Annotated in this window: 17 protein-coding genes; 8 read left to right on the top strand and 9 right to left on the bottom strand. The window is 53.1% G+C overall.

The genetic code is table 11. The annotated features are described in order from the left end of the window. Window positions 1-29: 29 nt before the first annotated feature. The 3 genes from CWI71_RS02290 (at window position 30) to pbp4b (ending at window position 6,959) form a co-directional block, all read left to right on the top strand. A complete protein-coding gene (locus CWI71_RS02290) occupies window positions 30-2,906 on the top strand; it encodes a TonB-dependent receptor domain-containing protein (protein WP_198678709.1) in 2,877 nt (958 codons plus the stop codon). 85 nt (window positions 2,907-2,991) lie between these two features. After that, the gene (locus CWI71_RS02285; RefSeq protein ID WP_126753642.1) at window positions 2,992-4,500 is read left to right on the top strand and encodes a tryptophan halogenase family protein; all 1,509 of its coding nucleotides are present in this window, start codon (window positions 2,992-2,994) and stop codon (window positions 4,498-4,500) included. Between the two features lie 14 nt (window positions 4,501-4,514). Then, window positions 4,515-6,959, top strand: coding sequence for a penicillin binding protein PBP4B (gene pbp4b / locus CWI71_RS02280; RefSeq protein WP_241967580.1), 2,445 nt, complete (start codon window positions 4,515-4,517; stop codon window positions 6,957-6,959). Here pbp4b and CWI71_RS02275 read toward each other — a convergent pair. After that, on the bottom strand, window positions 6,919-8,283 hold the full coding sequence (locus CWI71_RS02275; protein WP_126753640.1) for an amidohydrolase family protein: 1,365 nt from the start codon (window positions 8,281-8,283) through the stop codon (window positions 6,919-6,921). The genes pbp4b and CWI71_RS02275 overlap by 41 nt on opposite strands. A gap of 167 nt (window positions 8,284-8,450) precedes the next feature. Between CWI71_RS02275 and CWI71_RS02270 the strand changes: the two genes are divergently transcribed. Beyond that, window positions 8,451-9,266, top strand: coding sequence for a prephenate dehydratase (locus CWI71_RS02270; protein WP_126753639.1), 816 nt, complete (start codon window positions 8,451-8,453; stop codon window positions 9,264-9,266). A 68-nt stretch (window positions 9,267-9,334) separates the two neighbouring features. Here CWI71_RS02270 and dps read toward each other — a convergent pair whose 3' ends face one another. From dps to CWI71_RS02255, 3 genes are all read right to left on the bottom strand, one after another. Next, window positions 9,335-9,859 carry a DNA starvation/stationary phase protection protein Dps gene (gene dps / locus CWI71_RS02265; protein WP_126753638.1) on the bottom strand — a complete coding sequence of 175 codons (525 nt, stop codon included), beginning with the start codon at window positions 9,857-9,859 and terminating at the stop codon, window positions 9,335-9,337. 191 nt (window positions 9,860-10,050) lie between these two features. After that, window positions 10,051-11,052: a cytochrome d ubiquinol oxidase subunit II gene (cydB, locus tag CWI71_RS02260; RefSeq protein WP_126753637.1), complete on the bottom strand. Its 1,002-nt coding sequence runs from the start codon at window positions 11,050-11,052 to the stop codon at window positions 10,051-10,053. 2 nt (window positions 11,053-11,054) lie between these two features. Beyond that, the gene (locus CWI71_RS02255) at window positions 11,055-12,458 is read right to left on the bottom strand and encodes a cytochrome ubiquinol oxidase subunit I (RefSeq protein WP_198678708.1); all 1,404 of its coding nucleotides are present in this window, start codon (window positions 12,456-12,458) and stop codon (window positions 11,055-11,057) included. Between the two features lie 195 nt (window positions 12,459-12,653). Here CWI71_RS02255 and CWI71_RS02250 point away from each other — a divergent pair, with 195 nt between their 5' ends. The 3 genes from CWI71_RS02250 to CWI71_RS02240 all read left to right on the top strand — a co-directional run bounded on the left by CWI71_RS02250 (window position 12,654) and on the right by CWI71_RS02240 (window position 15,786). After that, window positions 12,654-13,154 (top strand): TIGR00645 family protein, encoded by a 501-nt coding sequence (locus CWI71_RS02250; RefSeq protein WP_126753636.1) that lies wholly within the window; start codon window positions 12,654-12,656, stop codon window positions 13,152-13,154. A gap of 100 nt (window positions 13,155-13,254) precedes the next feature. After that, window positions 13,255-15,336 carry a S9 family peptidase gene (locus CWI71_RS02245; RefSeq protein WP_126753635.1) on the top strand — a complete coding sequence of 694 codons (2,082 nt, stop codon included), beginning with the start codon at window positions 13,255-13,257 and terminating at the stop codon, window positions 15,334-15,336. Window positions 15,337-15,345: 9 nt separating this feature from the next. Continuing rightward, window positions 15,346-15,786, top strand: coding sequence for a YqaA family protein (locus tag CWI71_RS02240; protein WP_126753634.1), 441 nt, complete (start codon window positions 15,346-15,348; stop codon window positions 15,784-15,786). On the opposite strand, the gene CWI71_RS02235 is transcribed toward CWI71_RS02240, so the two are convergent. From CWI71_RS02235 to CWI71_RS02215, 5 genes are all read right to left on the bottom strand, one after another. Further along, entirely contained in the window at window positions 15,749-16,852 is a 1,104-nt protein-coding gene (locus CWI71_RS02235) for a dipeptide epimerase (protein WP_126753633.1), read from the bottom strand. The two genes, CWI71_RS02240 and CWI71_RS02235, sit on opposite strands and share 38 nt — an antisense overlap. 12 nt (window positions 16,853-16,864) lie before the next feature. Further along, window positions 16,865-18,307: a C40 family peptidase gene (locus CWI71_RS02230; protein WP_126753632.1), complete on the bottom strand. Its 1,443-nt coding sequence runs from the start codon at window positions 18,305-18,307 to the stop codon at window positions 16,865-16,867. Window positions 18,308-18,378: 71 nt separating this feature from the next. Next, complete coding sequence (gene alr / locus CWI71_RS02225; RefSeq protein WP_126753631.1) at window positions 18,379-19,482, bottom strand: alanine racemase; 1,104 nt, start codon at window positions 19,480-19,482, stop codon at window positions 18,379-18,381. Window positions 19,483-19,496: 14 nt separating this feature from the next. Continuing rightward, the gene (locus CWI71_RS02220; protein WP_126753630.1) at window positions 19,497-21,095 is read right to left on the bottom strand and encodes a serine hydrolase; all 1,599 of its coding nucleotides are present in this window, start codon (window positions 21,093-21,095) and stop codon (window positions 19,497-19,499) included. A gap of 15 nt (window positions 21,096-21,110) precedes the next feature. Next, window positions 21,111-22,484 (bottom strand): Na+/H+ antiporter NhaC family protein, encoded by a 1,374-nt coding sequence (locus CWI71_RS02215; protein ID WP_126753629.1) that lies wholly within the window; start codon window positions 22,482-22,484, stop codon window positions 21,111-21,113. Window positions 22,485-22,603: 119 nt separating this feature from the next. On the opposite strand from CWI71_RS02215, the gene CWI71_RS02210 reads away from it, so the two are divergent. After that, window positions 22,604-23,449, top strand: a complete 846-nt coding sequence (locus CWI71_RS02210) for a MurR/RpiR family transcriptional regulator (protein WP_126753628.1) — start codon at window positions 22,604-22,606, stop codon at window positions 23,447-23,449. The last annotated feature ends 19 nt before the right edge of the window (window positions 23,450-23,468 follow it).

Below are 23,468 nucleotides of genomic sequence, written 5' to 3'. Positions count from 1 at the left end.
AGATTCTTACAACGAGCGGAGATTGCAAAGTGAAACTCAATAAAATAGCACTCGTGCTGGGACTAACCACGAGTATGAGCGGTATGGCTTATGCTCAGGATGTTGGTCAAGAAGAGAACACACAGCAAAACGAAGAAGCAGAAAAAGTTGAACGAATTTCAGTCACAGGTTCCAGCATTAAGCGTACCGCGATAGAAGGCGATTTACCGCTGACTGTTATTTCGCGTGAAGAGATTGATGCGCAGGGAATCACGACTGCAGAGCAGTTAATGTTACAACTGAACGTTGCTTCAAATTCAAACGACAACCTGGCCAGTAATACCGGTATCGTAAGTGGTGAAGAGCGCGGCAATAATGGTGCATCAAGCGCCAACCTGCGTCAGCAGGGCTCAGGTTCTACACTTGTTCTGTTAAACGGTCGTCGCACAGCGACACACGGTCTTAAAGGCCGGTCAGTTGACCTGAACTCAATTCCTTTTTCTGCCATTGAGCGCGTTGAAGTATTACGTGACGGTGCATCAGCCGTTTACGGTACCGATGCAATCGGTGGTGTTATTAACTTCATCCTGAAAAAAGACTACCAGGGCGCGCAGGTCGGTACCTTTGTCGATCACACTGAAGCTGGTGGCGGTAATATCTATCGTGTAAACGCGCTTGCTGGTACCGGTGACCTTTATTCAGATGGCTACAATGTTATGGCATCACTGTCATACCGCAAAGCAGAAATTCTGCGCGGTGTTGATCGTGATTTCACCAACACCTTCCAGCCAGAAAGTGGTTTGTCGCCAGATACCCGTGGTACACCGTTCGCGTCACTGAATGACCGTCCGGGTGGCGATGACCCTACCAGTCCGAACTACAACCTGATCGGTACTGGACTCATTAACCCGAACACCGGCCTTGAGAACGACGTACTGAACGTTCTTGCGCTACCTGGCATGCCAGGCTGTGACGTCTACCCTAATATGGGTCCTGACGCTGCTGAGCTTTGGAACCGTGCGCGCAACTCTGGTGTCAGTTGTGCCTGGGACTATCCTCGTGCTGCAGCCTTGCAACAGCCGGTTGACAGTGTTGACTTCGTGGGCCGCGCGACCATGACCCTGGGCGACAATGCCGAAGGCTTTGTCGAGTTAATGGGCTCAGAAGTCACTTCAGAAAAAGTATTTGAACCGAATCAGATTACCCCTTGGTCAATTGGTCGCGAAGGCTGGTACCCAAGTACTGGCGAGTCATACGACTATATCGTTGATGCTTTGACCGATTATTATGGTGCTGACCAGTTGAATATCGGCGCGCCGATTGCATATCGCTGGCGTTGTATGGACTGTGGTCCGCGTGAAATTGAAACCACCACCCAGGCGATGAAAATTCAGTTTGGTGTCGAAGGCCAGATCGGCTTTTGGGATTACCGTGTTGGCTTAGGCCATGCAACCAATGAGTCAGAGTCACAACTTGGTGGCGGTTACCATTACACCAGCTTGCTGGCACAAGGTATCGGTAGCGGGGCGATCAACCCGTTCTTATTACCAAGTCAGTCACAGTCTGAAGCTGGCATGGCAGCACTGGCAGCGGCCTCAGCTGAAGGCGTCATTCTTTATGGCGGCAAAACCACATTGACCCAGTTTGATGCTTCAATTACCGGCGACTCGGGTTTCAACCTTGGCTTGGGCGGCGACAATATTTATGTTGCTGGTGGTATTGATATTCGCAATGAGGGTTATGAGTTTAATGGCGACCGCCGTGAAGCGGCCGATCGTCCTGAAATTTATGGCGCTCCTTTTGATAATGCCAACGAACTTGATGACGTCGATCGTACGGTAAAAGCGGTCTTTGTTGAGACGCTAGTACCGGTGGTTGAGACTTTCGAAATGAACCTTGCGGTTCGTTATGACCACTATGATGGTTTTGGCGGTACCACGAATCCGAAAGTTGGCCTGATGTGGACACCGACGGAAGATGTCTTGGTTCGCGGTGCCTACAGTACTGGTTTCCGGACCCCATCTTTCAATCAGTTGTTTAATGGTGTAACTGAAGTGCCTTATACGGGGCAGGATCTTGCTGACCCGCGCGACTGTCCGAACGGTGAAGTGGACGCAAGTGATCCAAACTGTGACGAAGCCATTCAGCCAACCCGACTGTTCGGTGGTAAAGAAGACTTAGGCCCGGAAGAGTCGAAGCAGCAAAGCTTTGGTGTGGTCTATGCGCCGAATGACAGCTTCTCAATGAACGTTGACTGGTGGCGCATTGTCATCGACGGTACTATTCAGGTTCCGAGTCTGCGCGACTTAATTGAAAACTACGAGTTATTCGAAGACAACTTTATTCGTGACTCAGAGGGTAACCTGGTAACCATCGACTCGCGTTACATCAACGCAGGTGAGCGTGAAACGACCGGTATTGAAGTGGGTATTCAGTCCAACGGCGAGCTCGCCGGCGGTTTGTGGGACGTTAACTTCAATGGTAGCTACCTGATTGAGGATAAGAAAAAACTCCTCGACAACGCACAGTGGGGCGACAACTTAGTTGGTACGCACTCACGTGGTAATATCCCGCTGCGTTGGAAGCACACCATTGTATTTAACTATGCAAAAGGTGACTTTGCCCATAACCTGACGCAGATTTATCGTCATGCCTATGACGATGAGATCCCACCAGGTGTGCAATCAGGCATCGCTTTCCCAACGTACTATGACGGCGAAGTAGGTAGCTACACTATCTACAACTACAGCGTACGTTACATGGCGCTGGAAGACTGGGATATCACTTTCGGTATCAAGAACCTGTTTGACCGCGATCCACCGTTCACTGCACACCAGAACGATTACTCGCCTGGTGCAGCGTTCGACCCGCGTGTCGCCGACCCTCGTGGTCGCTCGTACACCCTGCAACTGACTTACAACTTCTAAGTTAATAGCAGGAAGTAAGAGGTACTGCGGTCAGCTTCGGCTGGCCGCAGCTATTTTGGCCTTCAGCTTTTGGGTGAATGTGTCCATGACTCAGCCTTATCACATTGTCATTCTCGGTGGCGGCTCCGCCGGTTGGATGACTGCCGCGGCTCTTGCCAAAGTGCTCGATCAAAAGCACTACAAACTCACTCTGGTGGAGTCGTCCGCCATCGGCACGGTTTCCGTTGGCGAAGCGACCATTCCGGGCATACGTGAATTCAACCAACTGCTACAGATTGACGAGGACGAGTTTTTGCGTGAAACCCAGGGTAGTTTTAAGCTGGGTATCGCTTTCGAGAATTGGCAGAACATTGGCGATGCGTACATGCATCCCTTTGGTCCTTATGGCGTGACATTAAACGGCGTGCCGTTTCATCACTATTATTTACGCCATGAGCGTGAGCAGGGGCAAGGTGCGGCGATGCCTTTGCATGAGCTGAACCTTGAGTGGAGTATGGCGAATGGCAACAAATTCAGTCGCCCCATTGCCGACAAGCGCAGTCCGCTGGGCCATATTAAGTATGCCTATCATTTTGACGCACATGCGTACGCCCGCTATCTGAAAAAATACGCTACGCAGCGCGGTGTAGTGGCGCTTGAAGACCGCATGCTCGAAGCAAAACAAGCGCAGAAGCATGGTGCTCTTCAGGCCTTAATACTGGAACAGCACGGCGAGCTACAGGCTGACTTCTTTATTGATTGCAGTGGCTTTAAAGCGCTACTCATTGGTGAAGCGCTGGGTGTTGAATACCATGACTGGCGTAAGTGGATGCCTTGTGACAGCGCGGTGGCATTGCCGGGCCAGCATGACGCCGATACTATTTTGCCCTATACCCGTTCGATTGCGCATCATGAGGGCTGGCGCTGGAAAATACCGCTGCAACATCGTACCGGCGAGGGTTGGGTTTATTCGAGCCGCTTTACCGACAGCGATAAAGCGGAGCGTGAGTTCCGTGAAACCATCGGCAACTTTGACTCCAAGGCCAATCACTTGCGTTGGATGAATGGCCGCCGGGATGAAGCCTGGAAGCACAATGTGTGCGCAATCGGCCTATCCGCAGGTTTCATCGAGCCGCTGGAGTCGACGGGTTTGCAACTCACGCAATCTGGCATTATGCGTTTGATTAGCTTACTACCAGGCGCAGGCAGTATGACAGAAAGGGCCCACGCGTTTAACCGTTACACGGCTGAAGAAATCACCAATATTCGCGATTTCGTCATGTGTCACTATAAGTTAACCGCGCGTGATGACTCTGCTTTTTGGCGCTATTGCCGCGATATGGCGATACCCGATTCGTTGCAGGAGCGGCTCGAGCTCTATCGTGAAAATGCCAGTATTTTTCGCAACAGTAATAACGAGCTATTTAATGAAATCAGTTGGTTTTCAATGTTCCATGGTCAGGGTCTGACGCCAAAAAACGTGCATCCTCTGGCTGAGCAGATGCCTGCAGCCAATTTACAGCAGCATTTAAAGACCATTCAGGGCATTTTTAAACAGTCGGTGGCACAACTGCCAAGCCACGCAGCATTTATCCGGAAACATTGCCAGGCATGATGAGTTTAACAGTGATGAAAAAAGCGAGTCTAAGTCTGCTTGCGCTGCTGGCGTTAAGCAGCTGTAGCAGTAACGATTATGAGCAAATGCCGTCGGCGAATTACAGCCAGCGGGTGAAGTCGTTAGTACTGCATTACACCGCCATTGATTATGAGAAAAGCGTGCGTGCGCTGGTCGAACCCAAGGGGCTAAGTTCCCATTATCTGGTGCCCGAGGGCGGCGACCCCAGCTACCCTTATGACGACATCAAAATCTTCCAGTTGGTCGATGAACATGACCGTGCCTGGCATGCCGGCGACTCCTATTGGCAGGGCCGCACCGAGCTCAATGACTCGTCCATTGGTATCGAGATTGTCAATGTACCTAAGTGTCAGTGGGACACCCGGCAGCAGCCAGGGCGGGCCGAGCACGGCGAGAACCGTTTGTGCACCTTCCCGGACTACGATCCTGAGCAAATTCAAAAAGTGATTGAACTCGCACAGGAAATTTTAGCGCGCCACCCGGACATTCATCCGACTGCGGTGGTGGGTCATTCTGATATCGCCTTTATGCGCAAAAACGATCCGGGTCCGCGTTTTCCCTGGTACCAACTGTATCAGCAGGGGGTGGGCGCCTGGTACGAGCAAGCGACGCTGGCACGTTTCTGGCGTCAGTTTAATCTGCAGCCGGTGCGTATTGGCTTGTTACAAGCTGCGTTGCGCGCCTACGGTTACGGGGTGATAGAGACCGGCGTATATGACGAACAAACCCGCAGCGCGTTGTCAGCCTTTCAGATGCACTTTTTGCCATGGAAGGTGGACGGCAAAAATGACAGCCAGACCAGTGCCGCGGTATTTGCGTTGCTGGAACGCTACTTCCCTGATCAGCTAGAGTTATTATGGCAACGGTATGAAGCAGAGACTGCCGCTACACCTGTGATAGTGACGAAGGTTAAACAGGGTCAAATTGATGCAGTTTTCCCAGAGCCGGAAGCAGAACGCTCAAGCCGAGAGGGAGTAAATGACAAGTTAGGCTTTAAAGCTTATCAGGGGCGTAGCGAAATTACCCTCTCAGCCAGCCAGGATGTGACTGCGGAGATTCAAGTCAACGGCGAGACGTTGAATCTGGCGACGCCACTACGCGGCGAGAAGGTCTACAACTACTCGCTACGGCGTCGCACCGAAGACGGCCTGAATACCTTGTTTGTTAAATCAGTGCAGCCAGAAGGTGCGCAGCTGCGCGTGCAAATACCTTATCCGATGCTCGTCGACGCCAGTAATGATTATCGTGAAGCCTTTAGCGAGGTCGACGCTTTAATTGAGCAGGACATCGCCGATGGCTTTCCTGGTGCAGTATTGGTCGTGGTTAAGGATGGCAAAATTATTAAACAAAGCGCTTATGGCTATGCCAAACGCTACGACGAAAATGGTGAACTGCTGCCCACGCCAACGCCCATGACCCTGCAAACCGGCTTTGATATTGCATCAAATACCAAGTCCTTTGCGACGGCGATGGCCATGATGCATCTGGTCGAGCGCGGCTTACTTGATGTCAATGCGCCGGTTTACCACTACCTGCCAGAATACCGCGGGCAAGGGCGCGAAGCGCGCCGTGTGCGCGATTTGCTGAATCACCAGTCGGGTTATGGGCCGCAGGTTCATTTTTTTGATCCGGAAAATAAACTGGGCAAACTATTTTACTCGCGGGATAAAGCCAAAACCCAGCAACTGATCGCCACCCAGGTACCGTTCAGCATCGGTAATCAGGTCAAGGCGACCTATAGCGATACCGGTTTTAAATTGCTCGGTACCATTGTTGAACGTGTTAGTGGTATGCCGCTCGATCAATATGTTGAGCAGCATATCTATGCCCCGTTGGGTTTGCATGACACATTGTTCACCCCGCTACGCAAAGGGCGCTTAGCGCATGAATATGCGGCCACAGAGCTTCAAGGCAATACCCGTGGCGGACGCGTTGAGTTTCCGGGCATCCGTACCTACACCCTACAGGGTGAAGTGCATGACGAAAAAGCTTTTTACTCCATGGCAGGTGTCGCGGGGCATGCGGGTCTGTTTTCCACCGGTCCTGATTTAGCTGTTTTGGTGCAAACCCTGCTCAATGGCGGCGGCTATGGCAACGTGCATTTATTCGAGCAGAGCGTGCTGGATATTTTCACCGCGCCCCACGCGCGTGATCGCTCCTTTGGGCTTGGCTGGCGCCGTGCCGCTGATGGCGAAACGCGCTGGCATTTTGGTCCCTATGCAAGCCATCAGGCCTTTGGCCATACCGGCTGGACCGGCACGGCAACCGTCATCGATCCAGCTTTAGATCTCGGTATTATTTTACTGACCAACACGCGCCATTCGCCCATTGTAGAAGAGGGCGAGGGCTACGAGTTTGTGGGTAAGCAGTTTGAAACGGGTAACTATGGCAGTGTCATTACGGCTGTGTATGAGGCGGTGCTGCATAAGCTGCCTTAATTTCCTCAAGCCTTGCATCAATGGTCGCGCGGTCAAGCCATTGGCCGCGCACCATCACTCCGCGCGGTTGCTCCAGCGCTGCGGCTGACTCCAACGGGTTGTCTTTGAGCAATATAAAGTCGGCCTGATAGCCCGGTGCCACATGACCGATTTTAAGGTCGTGACTCTCGGCGAAATAATCCGACGCAGCAGCAGTTGCGGTGTAGTAGATGGCTTCCAGGGGGATACCGGCGTCTTGCATAGAGCGAATTTCGTGATGAATAGAAAACCCTGGCACGCTGAAAAGTTGTGGCGCGTCAGTACCAAAGATAATGGTCGCCCCACCTTCGTATAAGGCTTTTAACAGCCGCTGGCGATTTTCCTGCTGGATAGCCGCAGTGTCTGCATTAAAGTAACTTGAACCCTGGCGTGGGTAGTACTCAAGCCAGCCGTCACGTACGGGCTGCGGCACCAGCAGAATTTCGGGGTAAGCCGCTAACTGCCGCGCATCGCCAGCACCAATCAGAGTCGCCCAGAGTGCTTGCGTAGCCACTACTGTGGTATTGCTTTCCACCGTCATACTGACCAACTGTGACAGCTCTGCTCCGGTTACCGGCCGGTCGATGGCGCCAACATAACGCAGATAGCCATCTAAGTGGTCGATCGTACGCTGACCCTCGGCCATGGCGACATCAATACCAACCTCAAGCGGTACATGCCCGGCAAAATCGATGCCTGCCTCACGCGCTGCAGCGGCAACCGCGCGGTATTCGTCAAGTTGCAGACCCGGGTGAATTTTTAATAAATCCCAGCCTTCAGCGACGTGCTCGCGCACGCGCTCGGCGGCCTGTTCAGGCGACGTCACGGTGCGGTCATTAAAACTTGGGCCGGCAAGTACGAGCGTTGGCCCCATGCGAGTGCCGGCGGCGATATCGCGCTTCAGTTGCAGTTGATCGGTATAACCAAGCATGCCGCGCACCGTGGTGACACCGTTGGCAATATACAGATACAGCATGTCATCGGCATAACGCTCCGGCATACCGCCAAAACTGACCGCCGCCGGCACATGACCGTGCATTTCAGTAAAACCTGCCATCACGTACCCGCCATTGCCGTCAATGACCTTGGCCGCTTCAGATCCCGCAACATTGTCGCCTACCGCCACGATGTTGCCGTCGCGAATGGCAATGGATTGCTGCGGTTGTACGCGGGCGCGCTGACCGTCCCAGGTAATTACGTTGACATTGCGGACCACGGTTTCAACGTCTATTGCAGGTAGCGCCTGAGCGCCGGCACCGAGAAATGCAACACAGAAAAAAGTGCTAAACAGGCGTAATAATGACATATGCAGGTTCCTTTAGAGCAGCTGACTAATAACCTAGCTTAAGTCAAAACTGGTATTTTTTCGTCAAAACCCGACATTTGGTTATCAGAAAAGATCTGTTGCTCTGGCAATCGCCAGTGTTCCTGTTTACCTTATGGGATAAACACCTGTGAACGACGAGATTGTCAATGCGCATCGCTACTTTGGGGCCCGCCGGCACCTTTTCAGAACTTGCCGCCTGTGAGTTTGGCCGCCAACTGCCGAACTACACCTTAGCTTTTTACCCAGCGCTGGCGCGCGTGCTCAAAGCCGTACCGCAGGATGCTGATCTTGCCGTGGTGCCCATTGAAAATATTGTCGAAGGTATGGTGTCGCCGGTCATCGATACCTTTGTAAAACGGCCACTTGAGATTGTCGGGGAGCTCAGTATTCCGGTACGGTTTTCGCTGGTTGCCAACCACCAGCGGCCAGAGAAAATCTACGCGCAGTTTGTGGCACAGGGGCAATGCAGTGAATGCTTAAGCCGTTATGATGTACCAATTATGAATACAGCCAGCAACAGTGAGGCGTTGCAATTGCTGCAGCAAAGTCGCGAGCCTGCCGCAGCTGTCGTGCCTGAGCACTGCTTAGGTGATCTAAGCTTCGCGCATATTGAGCATGACATTACAGACTACGCGCATAATGAAACCCGCTTTGTGGCAGTACGTGAGCCGCATGCTGGTCGAAAAGCGCCGCAAGCTGGCGTGCACTACAAAACCTCGCTACTGATTATTGACGATACCGATCATCCCGGTTTACTGGTTGAACATCTGCAAGTATTTGCTGCTTACCGTGTCAATTTAACGTCGTTGGTATCGCGTCCGACCGGTCAGAAGTTTGGACAATATCATTTCTATCTGGAATGCGAAGGGCATCTTGAAGACAGTGCCATTCGCGCGGCGCTTACGCTTATTCAACTGCGTAATAAAGTCACTGTCTTAGGCAGTTACCCCAGCGCCGGTTAGCGCACAGGAAATAAAAAAGGGCTGGCGCTGGAAGCGCGAGCCCTTTCTGGTGATATGAACTTTGTCGCTTAGCTTTTAAGTTCGCCTGCTGCTGATTCAAGGTGCGCGCGGACGAACCACTGGTATTGCTCAAGCTCGGCCAATTGTCCGGTCAGCATGTCTTCGGACACTGGGTCAAGATCAGCCAGCTTTTCCATCGCTGCGCGGTGGTCAGAGTTGACACCTTCGTACACTTTATCCAACGCGACCAGATGGTCTTTGACCAGAGCGCGACCCAGGGTGTAATCGTCCCAGCGGCGGCGTTCGACCAGTGACTTGGGTGTGCCAAATGGTTCCCCGCCAAGGGTCGCAATGCGCTCGGCAATGGTATCTGTCATTTCGCGTACGGAGTCAACCTGCGGGTCGAGCATTTCATGCACGCCAATGAAATTGGGGCCAACGACATTCCAGTGAATGTGCTTAAGTGTCAGTTGCAGATCGATCAGCGCGACCATTCTGTCATCAAGCAACTTGATGGTTTCGCTGGCAGCCTTATCTTTCAGGCCGGGTGCGGTAAAGTCTGCATTTTTCTCGATTGGTTTTGCATTCGACATCAATAGCCTCCCTTACTTTTTTGTCGTAATTTGCTTACGCCTTACCAGTAAGTATAGATCACATGAGCATTTTTCAACCTGAACTCAAAGAAGCACCCAGCGAATGAGCAAACCGACGGTAGTGACGGCGACAACGCCAAGCAGCCAGAGCAGAATGAACCAGCCCAGGCGTTGCCAGGTTTGTTTTGCCATTAGTCGTGATACCCCGAGTCAGCGCGCACCTTGCCACGGAACACCCAGTAGGTGTAACCGGTATAGGCGAAAATAATTGGCAATAGTATGGCAGCCCCGACTAACATGAAAATTAAGCTGTTGTCGGGCGCGGCGGCTTCCCATAAAGTGATTTCGCGTGGCACCAGGTACGGAAAAATACTGACCGCGAAGCCACAGTAAGCAATCAGAAATAAACCCAATGACCATAAATAGGGGCGCACCTGCTGCTTCTTGGTGAGCGCGTTCAAAAGGCCAATTGTGAGTATCACTAATAACACTGGCAATACCCACAAACCAATGGATGCCGGGAAGGTAAACCAACGTTCATAGATGTAAGGGTCGTGCCAGGGCAGAAACAGGCTGACGAAAGCGATGCAGGCAAACAGGCCAATGCCCGCCTTGAAGGCCAGTGGGTAAGCGCGTTTTTGCAGATCACCTTCAGTTTTCATGACCAGCCAGGTTGCGCCAAGTAGCAGATAACCGACCACCACCGCAAAACCGCAAAACACAGTAAACCAGGTGAGCCAGTCGAACCAGCCACCGGCATAAGCACGATCAACCACCGCTACGCCTTGCAGCATGGCGCCGAGCATAATGCCCTGACTCATAGCCGCGACAAAGGAGCCGATAATAAAGGACCAGTCCCATAGTACTTTGGCGCGCTTGGTTTTAAAGCGGTATTCAAAGGCGACACCACGAAAAATGAGGCCCAGTAGCATGGCGATGACCGGCATATATAAGGCGGGCATAAGCACCGAGTAGGCTAATGGGAAGACCGCGAGTAAGCCGCCGCCACCAAGCACCAGCCAGGTTTCGTTGCCATCCCATACGGGGGCAACGGTATTCATCATAATGTCCCGCTCTTCTTCTTTTTTGAACCACGGGAAGAGCATGGCAACGCCTAAGTCAAAACCGTCCAGTGCAACATAGGCGAACACTGCAACTGAAATGAGAATGGCCCAGATAAGCGCATAGTCCATGGTTAGTCCTCCTCATTCATTAAGCGTTCAGCAGCCATTCCCACGGGTTGGGGTTTGGCGTAGTCGGGAATATGAACGTCTTCGGGGTTGGCGGCCATTTTGCGCAGAATGTAAAAAGTGCCGGCACCAAAGACCAGGAAATAAACCACGATAAACGCCAATAAGCTTCCGCCAACGCCCTCCGCAGCAATGGGTGAAGCAGCGTCAGCTGTGCGAAGCAGGTTATAAATGACCCAGGGCTGGCGGCCGACTTCGGTCACGATCCACCCTGCAATTACAGCGACAAAACCGGCCGGCGCCATCACCACCGCGGCACGGTGCAGCCAGGGTGCCTGATACAACTGGCCACGAGCGCGTTGCACCCCGGCCCAGAGGCCCAGAAACAGCATTAACAGGCCCAGTCCAACCATGACGCGAAAGGCCCAGAACACCACCGGAACCGGCGGCCATTCGTCGCGCGGGAAGGCATCAAGGCCGGTGACCTCAGCATTGATATCATGCTTGAGGATCAGGCTGGCAAGGCCGGGAATCTTAATGGCGTAGTCGACGGTGGCAGTTGCTTCGTCAGGCATACCAAACAGATACAGAGGCGCCCGCGTTTGCGTTTCAAAATGACCTTCCATCGCAGCGACTTTCGCGGGTTGGTATTCCTGTGTATTTAAGCCGTGCAGGTCGCCCACGAAAACCTGTAATGGTGCAACCAGAAGCGCCATCCACATGGCCATGGAAAACATTTTCCGTGCCACGGCGTTACTCCGGTCACGCAGCAGGTGCCAGGCACCGACACCACCTACCACCAGCGCGGTGGTCAGGTAAGCAGCAAGCAGCATGTGCGCCAGTCGATACGGGAAGCTGGGATTAAAAATCACCTCCATCCAGCTGCTGACAATATATTGCCCGGCGTCATTCATGGCATAACCGGCCGGGGTATGCATCCAGCTATTGACCGACAATATCCAGAAGGCACTGATAGCGGTGCCGATGGCGACCATCAGGGTGGCGAAAAAGTGCAACTTCTCGCCGACGCGATTCATGCCGAACAGCATGACGCCGAGAAAACCCGCTTCGAGGAAAAATGCCGTCAGTACTTCGTAACCCATAAGGGGACCAATGACCGGCCCGGCTTTATCAGAAAATACCGACCAGTTGGTACCAAACTGGTAGCTCATGACAATTCCTGACACCACGCCCATACCGAATGCCACCGCGAATATTTTCACCCAGTAGCGGAAGAGTTTCTGATATACCGGATTGCGGGTCTTCAGATACAGGCCTTCGAGTACCGCAAGGTAACTTGCTAAGCCGATAGTAAACGCCGGAAAGATAATGTGAAAAGCGACCGTAAAGGCAAACTGAAAACGCGCCAGGAACAGTGCATCCGCATCTGAAAACAAACTTTCGATCATGCTGGAACCCCTAGTTATTTCAGGAACTCCTTAATTGTAGGTAGGTTCACTAAAATTTGTAGGTAAAATACTCATTTTTTTCAGGATTATTATTCATGGCTCGGCCTACCTGAGGTATGGCAAACGAACTTTGCTCGTCAGCGACGGCACGAATAGGTAAACTAATGCCTGAGATTGAAACTGAAGGGAGCGCACATGGAGCGTATCGTCGAAAATTTAATGTACAGCCTGCGTTGGTTACTGGCCCCTATCTATTTAGGTCTGAGTCTGGCGGTCATGCTGTTAGGCGTGAAATTTTTTCAGGAGCTGTTTCACGCAATTCCAGCTATTCTGACCACCCCTGAGGTCGATTTAATTCTGCTGACGCTAACCCTGATTGATATTGCGCTGGTTGGCGGACTGTTAGTTATGGTCATGCTAAGCGGCTACGAAAACTTTGTCTCGACGCTGAATATAAGCGGCGGTACCGAAAAGCTAGCCTGGCTGGGTAAAATTGACTCAGGTGGTCTGAAGAATAAGGTTGCTGCATCGATTGTCGCGATTTCATCAATTCACTTACTGAAAGTCTTTATGAACGCCGACAATGTCGAAGTGGAAAAGATTAAATGGTACGTGATTATTCACCTGACCTTTGTGGGTTCGGCCTTTGCCATGGGCTATCTTGACAAGCTGACCCGTAAAACTGGCGACAATTAAACTCTCAAACCCCCGCATTGGTCGCGATTCGTTGCCTTAAGGGTGCTTGTTTAGGTAGGCTCACAGCTATCCAAATGAAAGCACACAACAAGAGCGACCTATGAAAGCACCTTTATTGTTTACCTTAAGTCTGCTCGCAACTGCGGTTGCGGGCGCTCCTGCCTTTGCTCAGAACCAAACTGCCGTTGCCGAGCATCAGGTTGCAGTGAAACCTAAGCTGCAGGCTGAAGATATTTTTGCCCTTGAATACGCCAATGACGTGCAGATATCGCCCGATGGTCGCTACGTCGCCTATATTCGTAACAGCTTCGACATTATGACCGACAGCACCCGCCGCAGCTTGTGGCTGGTGGACACGCAAACGGGACAGCATACCCCGCTGTTTGCTGATCAGCACAGTTACGGCAACCCCAGTTGGTCGCCTGACGGCAGCCGCCTGGCGTTTACCTCGAATCGCTCAGGGCGCAACCAGATTCACGTCTTCTGGGTGGCAGAGCAGCGCACTGCGCCGGTGACCGAGGTGGTGCCTAGCCCAAGTCAACTGGCCTGGTCCAGCGACGGTCAGCAGTTAGCGTTTCTGATGGCGCTGCCAGAGCCGAAAAGTGACTTCGCTAAAAGCGTGAAGTCGGTTAAGAAGCCGGAAAAAGCCAAATGGGGCAAGGCCCCGGTCATTGTCGAGCGAACCCTTTACCAGCGTGATGGCCGTGGCGTGATGGCATCGTCCTACAATCAGATCTTTGTGGTTCCCAGTGAGGGCGGAAGTGCCCGCCAATTGACCACTGGTCCGTTTCAACACCGTGGCCCACTTGCATGGGTGAAGGGCGATAGCGCATTGGTGTTCACTGCCAATCGCAATGCTGATTGGGAGTATCAATCGCGCGAGAGCGACTTGTGGCAAGTGAACCTGGCTGACAACAGCCTTCAGCAGCTGACCGACTGGCCGGGTGACGAATACGCGGCGACCTTGTCGGCAGATGGTAAGACCCTGGCGTTTTTACACGGTAACAACGAGCCGGTACCTTATCGCAACGCGAGCTTACACAGCATGACGGTGGCTTCGGGTGACACCCGGGCGCTGGTTGCTGACTTTGATCGCTCGCTGGACAACCCGCAGTGGGTGGGGAGCGACCGCTTGACGATACAGTACGCTGACCGCGGCCGCATTACCGTCGCTGAAGTCGACCTTGCGGGCAAACTAACCACGCGCGTCACGGACGTTGGCGGCATTTACGCGACGCGCCCTTACACCATGGGTATGTACTCTGTTGCCAGCAACACCGGCGCCGTTGCTTATACGCAGGCATCGGCGTATGACCTTGCCAACGTTGCGGTGCAAAGCGGCGCTGCACCAAAAACTATGACCGCGTTAAACGCGGATGTACTGGCGCAGCGTGATCTGGGTGAAGTGCGCGAAATTAGCTATAAGTCGTCGTTTGATGGCACTGAAATCCACGGCTGGTATATTTTGCCGCCCGACTATGAAGAGGGTAAGCGCTACCCAACTATGGTTGAAATTCATGGTGGACCGCATCTGTCCTACGGACCGTTCTTTGCCGCCGAGCATCAGCGTTATGCCGCAGAGGGCTATGTGGTGCTGTATGTGAACTACCGTGGCAGTACCTCGTATGGCAAAGACTTTGCCATGTTGCTTGACGGGCACTATGCTTCAGAGCGTGACTTTGCCGATCACATGTCTGGCATTGATACACTGATCGAAATGGGCATTGCTGACCCGAATAACCTGTTTATTGCGGGTGGATCGGCAGGTGGCATCGCCACTGCCTATGCTGTGGGTTTAACCGATCGTTTTAATGCGGCAGCGGCCACCAACCCGGTGATCAACTGGGTCAGTAAGACGCTGACAGCAGACAGCTCGATTGGTCAGATCCAAAACCAGTTCCCTGGCATGCCATGGGAAGATCTGCAACACTACTGGCAGCGTTCACCGTTGTCTCTGGTGGGTAATGTGACGACCCCGACGCTGTTGTTTACCGGTGAGAAAGACCGTCGCACGCCAATGGCTGAAACCGAACAGTTTTATCAGGCATTAAAGCTGCAAAAGGTCGACACGGTGATGGTGCGGGTACCCGACGCCTACCATGGTGTAACGGCAAAACCTTCACGTACGGTGGCTAAAATTGAACACACATTAGCGTGGTTCAAGCGCTATCAGAAAGACTAGGATGCGTCTATGTACCTGAGCCTGTTTCTGGTCGCCTTACTGGCGGCAACCGTGTTGCCAGCACAATCGGAAGTGCTGGTGGTTACGGCGCAGCGGCTTGGGTACAACCCCTGGATGATCTGGCTGGTAGCGTCCGTTGGCAATACCCTTGGCAGCGTTATCAACTATGGCCTGGGGCGATTCTTATTGCAGTATCGCGAGCGCCGCTGGTTTCCGTTTCAGGGCAAGTCTTTGGATCGCGGGCACTGGTGGTTCGAGCGTTACGGTAAGTGGTCACTTCTGCTGGCGTGGGCGCCATTTATCGGCGACACCCTAACGTTTATCGCTGGAATGATGCGTCTGTCGTTCTGGCAATTTTTAATCATTGTGTTTATCAGCAAAGCAGGGCGCTACGCCCTGCTGCTGGGCTTGCTTAGCTTCTTGGGGTTATCGGTTCCAGTCCCTGAATAGAGTTGATACCGAGTCCGGGCGCGTCGTTAATTGAAATCTCAGACTCTTTGAACTGAACACTGCCATCGACCGGATCGAAGGCGCATAACGACGGACCGTCGAGGTCTATTTTGGTGATGACATTGGCTTTTGCCACGGCCAGATGCACCGCTGCTGAAACGCTGACACTCGACTCGAGCATACAGCCGATCATGCATTGCATGTCGTAAACCGAGCAGATATCAGCAATTTTAATCGCATTTGAAATACCGCCGGTTTTCATTAGCTTGATATTAATAATGTCAGCGGCCCGCATTTTAATCAGTTCAATGACTTCGCGCGGACCAAAACTGCTTTCATCTGCCATCACCGGGGTATGAACCCGCTCGGTAATGTATTTCATGCCGTCAATATCACGTGCCTTCACCGGCTGCTCTACCAGTTCCAGCCGCACCCCGGCACTTTCAAGCTTGTGCAGGGCATAGACAGCCTCTTTGGGTGTCCAGCCCTGGTTGGCGTCCAGACGCAGCAGGGCTTTGCCTTCGACCGCAGCATAAATCGCTTTGACGCGCTCGATATCGACGCCAATGTCTTTGCCGACCTTGATTTTTAAGGTTTCAAAACCACGATCAATCGCCTCCAGCGAGTCGGCAACCATCTTATCGATGTAATCAACGCTTATGGTGATGTCGGTGGAAATGGTTGGTACGCCGCCACCCAGCATTTTGTAAAGTGGGGCCTTATAAAACTGTCCCCAGAGATCATATACCGCCATTTCAACAGCGGCCTTGGCACTGTAGTTACGAATAATGCCGTTTTGAATCAAGCCGACGATATGGTTCAGCTCCGAAACGTTCTGGCCGATGAGTTTGGGCTTGATAATGCGATCGATGGCTTCAATGATCGAGCCATGAGTGTCACCGGTAATGACCGCAGTGGCCGGCGCCTCACCATAACCGATATGGCCGGTATCGGTATGCACCATCACCACAATATCTTCGATCGACTCAACAGTACGCAACGCGGTCTTAAAAGGCGTTTTCAGAGGCACGCGTAACATCGCTAATTTGATATCAGTAATTTTCATAAATGTTCCTGTCTAGCGTACTGACTTGATGGCATAAATGCGGTCAAGATAGGTGTCGTTTTTTCCAAAACCCAGCGTCGTCAATGGCGTTACCGAGACACCATTGAGGGTGCCTTCGTAATAATTGCCGTTATCATCGGTATAGCTCAGGCCATGAACGTCGTGAATAACATAGTGGTAGCCGTCAATTTGGCCCAGATACATCACCACATGACCCGGCAAGTAGATAAGATCGCCCACCTGTGCTTTTGCCAGCCGGGCGAGTTTCTCTTCATTACTGGCGTTTTCGTCATACACCACGGTCGTGCCGTAGGCACCATAGCCTTGCTGACTGGAATTGCGCGGCATATCAATGCCCATGCTGCGGTACACCTCCAGCACAAAGCCGGTGCAGTCGCGGGCGTTGTAGTCGTGGCCCCAGCCATAACGCTCACCCAAGAACTTAAAGGCCTGGCCAATCAGGTTCGCTTCGGTGAACGGTAGGTAGCCGACACTGACATCGTTATGACGGGGGATAAGCGCCGGAGTAAAGGCCAGATCGCCCAGGGCGTCCCGGATCGGCATCTGGACCGTATAGCTGGCGAAAGGATTCTGACCATGCACATTGTGACCGGTTTCAGCGGCGCTAAGCAAAGGCAGGCGCGTACTCATATCCAGTTGAACCTCAGATACGGCGGTCATACTCGGCGTGTAATTGGTATGAACCTTGGCTTCGGTCACGATCGCAAAAGGCTCTTTTTCGACGAAACCGAGTACTTCCTCGCGTGGGCCGATGGCCACATGTTTGGCCTGAATCCAGGCTAAATAATGATACGACTGCGCCAGATACCACTGGCCGTCAGCGCTGGTATGCAAGATAGCCAGCGGGGTGCCGGGAAACACGCCAGTTTCCTGAAAGCGATCGATATCGGTATCAAGGTCGTCGCTGTAGAGCTTATCCAGAGTTGGAAAAGTGCGCATCGGGGTGCGTTTCACGACCAGGGCAAAGCGCACCGGGTTGACGTCGCGAATGGCGTCAAAATGGGCGGCATTACGATAGGCATCCAGTTGCTCTGCCGTGGCGCGGGTGCCGTCGGCATAATGGCGCGGGTAGCCAGGCAGCGAGCTGATGCTGTCAATTTTCGCGGTCAGCTCAGCAGCTGAGAGCTCAAGCGGGTGCTCGTTTAAATACACCATTTCGTCTTGCACCCGGTAGGAACGGGCGTTGAAATCGGCAATTTCATCGCGCGTCATGATCAGCGCATGAGGCTGTTCCAGCCGTTGTAACCAGAATTCGGGGGCCAGATAGTCTTGCTCGATGCCAGGCACGTCGGTGGTGTAATTGGGCAACTGCTGGTAATCGACGGTGCTCACCGCTACCGAGGCGTCGCGCTGTTGCGTAACAGTGTTTTGTTCCGCTGGGCTGCAGGCGAACAGCAGCGGACTCATTGTGAATAGAAGTGCAAGTTTTTTCACAGTAACTCCCTATCGGGCTGGCAAATTGCGTAAGGAATATTATTCCAAAATTATAGCTATTCTGGCATAAATTATTTGTAGTGGCGAGGAACTCTTTCACTGACCCGGGTTAGCAGCTCATAGGTGATGGTCTGCACCGCTGCGGCGACCTCGTCTACCGCAAGGTTGGGTCCCCACAGCTCCGCCTCATCGCCAACTGCTACCTGCGCCAGCTCGGTGACATCAACCGTAATCATGTCCATCGACACGCGGCCCGCCAGCGGCACGCGCTGGCCGTTGAGCCAGACCGGTGTACCGTTCGGGGCGTGGCGCGGGTAGCCGTCGGCATAACCGATTGCCAGCGTCGCAATACGACTGGTGCGCGTCGCACGCCAGGTACTGCCGTAGCCTACGGCATCACCACTGGCCACCGTACGCACGGCCATCACTGGCGCGATGAGCTTCATTGCGGGTAACAACGAAAACGTCGCGGCCGTGTCGGTCGGGTTCACTCCGTACAGCATGATACCGGTACGACACCACTGCGATTCTTGCGCGCCAAGATCAAGTGCGCTACTGAGCAACGCCGCGGTGTTGGCGGCACTTAAGCTTAGCGCGGGCGAGGTACGGGCACAGATTTCGTCAAAACGATCGAGCTGTGCCTCATTCAGCGGGTGATCACTGACATCGGCGTTGGCAAAGTGTGTCATCAGGGTAATGCTGGCCACCTGCGGGCAGCGGTCGAGCTTGGCGACCACCGCGTCAATCTCGTCTGGCGCAAACCCCAGTCGATGCATACCGGTATCAATTTTGAGCCAGACCGCTATGGGCTTGACCAGACGCGCCTGCAAAATGGCGTCCAGCTGATGCTGCTGGTGAATGACCGGCTGCAGATCGTAATGGGCACAAACCGGCAGCTCAGCGGGTGAGAAGCAACCCTCAAGTAACACCACCGGCTGTGTGAAACCGGCATCGCGCAGCTTTAGGGCTTCGTCAATAAAGGCCACACCATACGCATCGACGCTACCATTAATCGCGTGCGCCACCTCGACCGCGCCATGGCCGTAGCCATTCGCCTTAATCACGCCCAGCAGCTTACAGTGGGTCGCGTGCTTTCGTGCCATAGTGGCATTGTGACGCAGCGCATCGGTATCGATCTCGGCGCGCGTGGGTCGAAAATGCAAGCCATTACTCATGCAGATGTAACTTCCTAATCAGTGACGTCTTGTTTGGTAAATTTCAGATCATCGAAGTTGAAACTCCAGTCGGCGTCGGGATCAATAGGCGCCATGATCATACCGTCAATTTCGCCGCGCAACGAGCTGGTGAAACGTACGAAGGCGTCGGCATGGTGCGTGCGGTCGTCCCAGCGCGCCGCAAAGGTATCGCCTTCAATGTGAAACAGCTCGCCCGCCATACGGGCCGAGCGGTGTGAGGTCCAGCGCAGGTGCTCGCCGTCCCAGGTGACGCTGACCTGACCAAACCACGGGTCGATGTACTCGCCTACCACGCGGTTGGCAATTTTATCAGTGACCGTTTGGGTTTCAGGTTCGGTAAAGCTGGCCGCGCGTCGTTGACTGACTTGCTCACGCCATTCCTGTACCACTGCCAGCCAGTCGCGCTCGGGGGCATCGGTGTAGGCCTTAATCAGGGTTTGCATCATGGCGGTACGGGCATCGCTGTGCGAACGGTTGAGCATGACTAAAAAAGCCACGTCAAGCTCGGGAAAGAACGACAAGTAGGCATTCATACCGTGCAGGGTGCCGGTATGGTGAATTCGTAACAGACCGTCAACGTCGTGCATGCGCCAGCCCAGGCCATAGGCGGCGAAATGGGTGTTGTCCCACTCGTAGGCGCGTGAGCCGACGTTCATAATGGTTTGCGGTGACCACATTTCTGCATGCTGGCGGGCACTGATAAGCTGCTGTTGCTCGCCGTTCTTATCGACATAGGCGCCGCGTGCGTTGTGCATTTTCATCCACTTGGTCATCGCTCGTAAGGAACAACGTATGCCGCCGGCCGGAGCTGAAGTTAAATAGTCATCAGCAAAATCACGGCGCACCACCTGCGGCTGCTCGTCCAGCCAGCCATGCGGTTGCGCAAGGTAGTTTTTATACGGCTCGGGTACTGGCCCGGCAAAGCAATACTCCATGCCTAAAGGACGCATCAGGTTTTCTTCAACAAAGGTCTCCCAACGCTGACCGGTTACGCGCTCGGCGAGCTCGCCGGCAATCACATACAGAATATTGTCGTAGGCATAGCGGGTACGAAAACCGCCTTCCATGGGCAGGTAGCGCAGGCCGCGTAAAATATCCTCACGGCTAAAGTCATTCGGGGTCGGCCAGAACATTAGGTCACCGGCGCCCAGACCCAGCCCGCTTTTATGAATTAGCAGGTCACGTACGGTGAAGTTACGGGTGATCCAGGGGTCTTGTACACGAAATTCAGGAATGTGATCAATGACCGGGTCGTCCCAGTTCAGCTTACCTTGATCAACCAACAGAGCCAGTGCTGCGGTGGTAAAGTTTTTAGTAACTGAGGCAATTTTAAACAGCGTTTTGTCAGTGACCGGCTGCGGCTGATTAATTTCCTGCACGCCATAGCTTCCGGCGAACACCATCTCATCGCCCTCAACGATACCGACAACCATGCCAGGCACGCTGTAGGTATCCATCACCCGCGCCGCCGTGGCGTCAATTTTGGCCGCGCTGATTTTACTCGGTTCAGCAGCAGCAGGGCAGGTTAAAACCAATCCCAGAGCGATGATCAGACTACTGAGAACTGTTTGTTTCATTGTGATCGGTTGCATCTGCGTTGGCTCCTGCTAAATCATGACAAAGCTGGTGACAACATAAAGCACCAGAGTGATACCGCCGGCCGTCAACGCATACGGCAACTGGGTGCGCACATGCTCAAGCAGGTCGCAGCCCGAGGCGAGCGCCGAGACCGCGGTGGTATCTGAAATCGGCGAGCAATGATCGCCAAATACACCGCCCCCTAAAACCGCTGCCAGCAACAAGGGTGCGGGCAAATCGAGCGCCAGAATCATGGGCGCAGCGATGGGTATCAAAATAGCGAAGGTGCCCCACGAGGTGCCGGTGGTAAATGAAATCAGCGCGCCGGCAATGAATAGCATCGGCGCGATTAAAAACAGCGGTAAGAACTCGCCGACCAGCCCGGCCAGGAAAATGCCGGTGCCAAGCTCGCGCAGACTCGCGCCTAATGCCAGCGACAGCAGGACAATGGACACCAGCGGCAGCAACTCGCTCATGCCCTTAAAGCCAATATCCACCAGCTGCTGATGGGTGTTGCGGCGGCTTAAAATAAGCATGAAGTAGGCCACCACACAGGCCAATACTGTGGCATACAGCACCGACTTGGAGCCATCCCCCTGGGTAATGTCGCCGCCGCCTGTGCCGAACATAAATGCCACCATGCCGACCACCATAACAGTCAGTGGCACCAGCATGAAACGGGCTTTGCTGTTACTTGGGGTATGCTCAGGAATGTCCTGATGCTCTACGGGCTGCTGTTCGGTTTTACGCATAGGACCGTGAACCCGACCACTGATGGCGGTGTAGAAAACAATAATCAGCGTGACCAAGGCATAAAAGTTAAACGGAATGGTGCTCCATAAGGTACTGACACTGGAACCTGGTAAATCTTGCTGATCGAGCATACCGAGAATATACGCGCCCCAGCCATTGAGCAGAATCAAAATACAAATTGGCGCACTGGTACTGTCAATAATATAGGCAAGTCGCGCCCGGCTCATGCCCAGCTTTTCAAACAACCCGCGGGAAAGAATACCTGCCGTCAGGACACTTAAATTTGATTCGATGAAAACAAAAATGCCGGTGAAGACCGTCATCAGACTTGCTGAACGTTTGGTGCGGCCAAGGCCTTTGGCCAGCAGGGCTTCAACGGTTGCTGCGACACCGCCGGATTCACGAATATAAGCCAGTAGGGCACCGACCATCAGACTAAAGATCAGAATACGTGTGTTGCCAGCCGAGCCAAATACCGAAATAATGCGTTCAATCGTGGCAACGAATGTGTAGACCAGAGGCTCGCCGCCTTGCCAGGTAAGAAGGAGTTCTGAGGTAACGATGGCAAGCAACAAAGCGACAATAACCTCTTTGCGCCAGAACACCACGATGATTGCTACCAAAGGGGGTAGCACCGACATCCAGCTCATAAAAGCAACCTTGATTTTGTAGTTATAGGTGGATTTTCGCCGACCATATTGCCAACCAGTAATAAATTATTCAATATGGTCTACTCACTTTCATAGATTATGAGAAGTAGCGTGCGCTTATGTCCTGTTTACTGAAAATCCGCGCCATGCGTGATGACATGTCACTTATTGAACGCAAATTAGCTGATTTTATTCTCGATAACACGCATTTATTACGCGACTATTCGTCGCAGCAACTGGCCGATGCCATTGGCGTCAGTCAGTCAAGTGTCGTTAAATTCAGCCAGAAACTGGGTTACCGCGGTTATCCCGACTTAAAGTTTGCGGTCAATGAGGCGGTGGTGTCGGCGTCCAGTCAACAGCGTAGCGCCGCCAGCCGCCCTTCACAAGAGCGCTCCATTGAAAGCTCGTTCAGTGAGCTGCGTGATGCGACCTACGCGGTATTGCAGGGCGTGGCGGATTTGAACGAAGACGAAAAACTGCAGCAGGCATTAAGGCTGTTAGTCGCCGCAGAGACCATTCAGGTCGTGGGCTTTGGTAAGTCAGCCATTGTTGCCAGAGACTTTGTGCTGCGCCTGATGCAAATGGGCAAGGTTACCTTAAGCAGTACCGATCCGGCTTTACAGATTCAAATGGCAACCACGCTAAGCGAAGGCAACGTGTTAGTGGCCATCAGTGATGGCGGACAAAACAGTGACATTCTAAAGGTCGTGCGTCAGGCCAAAAATAAGGGCGCGAAGGTGATTTCTCTGACCCGGTATGGCAATAACCCTACCAGTATTCTGGCCGATATCGCATTATTTGCCTTAGGTGGTGATACCCATGTGCGCACCGACAGCCTGCTGATGCAACTGGGTATGCAGCATCTGTGTCATGTGCTTTATGTGCAGATGTGTCAAACGCTGAAAGTCGACGCCTTATTGGAAGAAAGCATGAATTCACATCATTTGCTCGATACTAAATAAAAACTATTCCTATTTAGGT

The organism is Pseudidiomarina insulisalsae (genome assembly GCF_003987065.1).
In the GTDB taxonomy this organism is placed as follows: Bacteria; Pseudomonadota; Gammaproteobacteria; order Enterobacterales; family Alteromonadaceae; genus Pseudidiomarina; species Pseudidiomarina insulisalsae.
Note: the sequence above shows the minus strand (reverse complement) of the source record. Positions and strands in the feature narration are given on the sequence as shown.

Bases quoted from the DNA above. Each gene is read 5' to 3' on its own strand.
- CWI71_RS02245 (WP_126753635.1), top strand. From the start codon at position 13,255: ATGAAAGCACCTTTATTGTTTACCTTAAGTCTGCTCGCAACTGCGGTT.
- CWI71_RS02240 (WP_126753634.1), top strand. From the start codon at position 15,346: ATGTACCTGAGCCTGTTTCTGGTCGCCTTACTGGCGGCAACCGTGTTG.
- dps (WP_126753638.1), bottom strand. From the start codon at position 9,859: ATGTCGAATGCAAAACCAATCGAGAAAAATGCAGACTTTACCGCACCC.
- CWI71_RS02235 (WP_126753633.1), bottom strand. From the start codon at position 16,852: ATGAAAATTACTGATATCAAATTAGCGATGTTACGCGTGCCTCTGAAA.
- pbp4b (WP_241967580.1), top strand. From the start codon at position 4,515: ATGAAAAAAGCGAGTCTAAGTCTGCTTGCGCTGCTGGCGTTAAGCAGC.
- alr (WP_126753631.1), bottom strand. From the start codon at position 19,482: ATGAGTAATGGCTTGCATTTTCGACCCACGCGCGCCGAGATCGATACC.
- CWI71_RS02270 (WP_126753639.1), top strand. From the start codon at position 8,451: ATGCGCATCGCTACTTTGGGGCCCGCCGGCACCTTTTCAGAACTTGCC.
- CWI71_RS02210 (WP_126753628.1), top strand. From the start codon at position 22,604: ATGTCCTGTTTACTGAAAATCCGCGCCATGCGTGATGACATGTCACTT.
- CWI71_RS02275 (WP_126753640.1), bottom strand. From the start codon at position 8,283: ATGTCATTATTACGCCTGTTTAGCACTTTTTTCTGTGTTGCATTTCTC.
- CWI71_RS02255 (WP_198678708.1), bottom strand. From the start codon at position 12,458: ATGATCGAAAGTTTGTTTTCAGATGCGGATGCACTGTTCCTGGCGCGT.
- CWI71_RS02285 (WP_126753642.1), top strand. From the start codon at position 2,992: ATGACTCAGCCTTATCACATTGTCATTCTCGGTGGCGGCTCCGCCGGT.
- CWI71_RS02220 (WP_126753630.1), bottom strand. From the start codon at position 21,095: ATGCAACCGATCACAATGAAACAAACAGTTCTCAGTAGTCTGATCATC.
- CWI71_RS02215 (WP_126753629.1), bottom strand. From the start codon at position 22,484: ATGAGCTGGATGTCGGTGCTACCCCCTTTGGTAGCAATCATCGTGGTG.
- cydB (WP_126753637.1), bottom strand. From the start codon at position 11,052: ATGGACTATGCGCTTATCTGGGCCATTCTCATTTCAGTTGCAGTGTTC.
- CWI71_RS02250 (WP_126753636.1), top strand. From the start codon at position 12,654: ATGGAGCGTATCGTCGAAAATTTAATGTACAGCCTGCGTTGGTTACTG.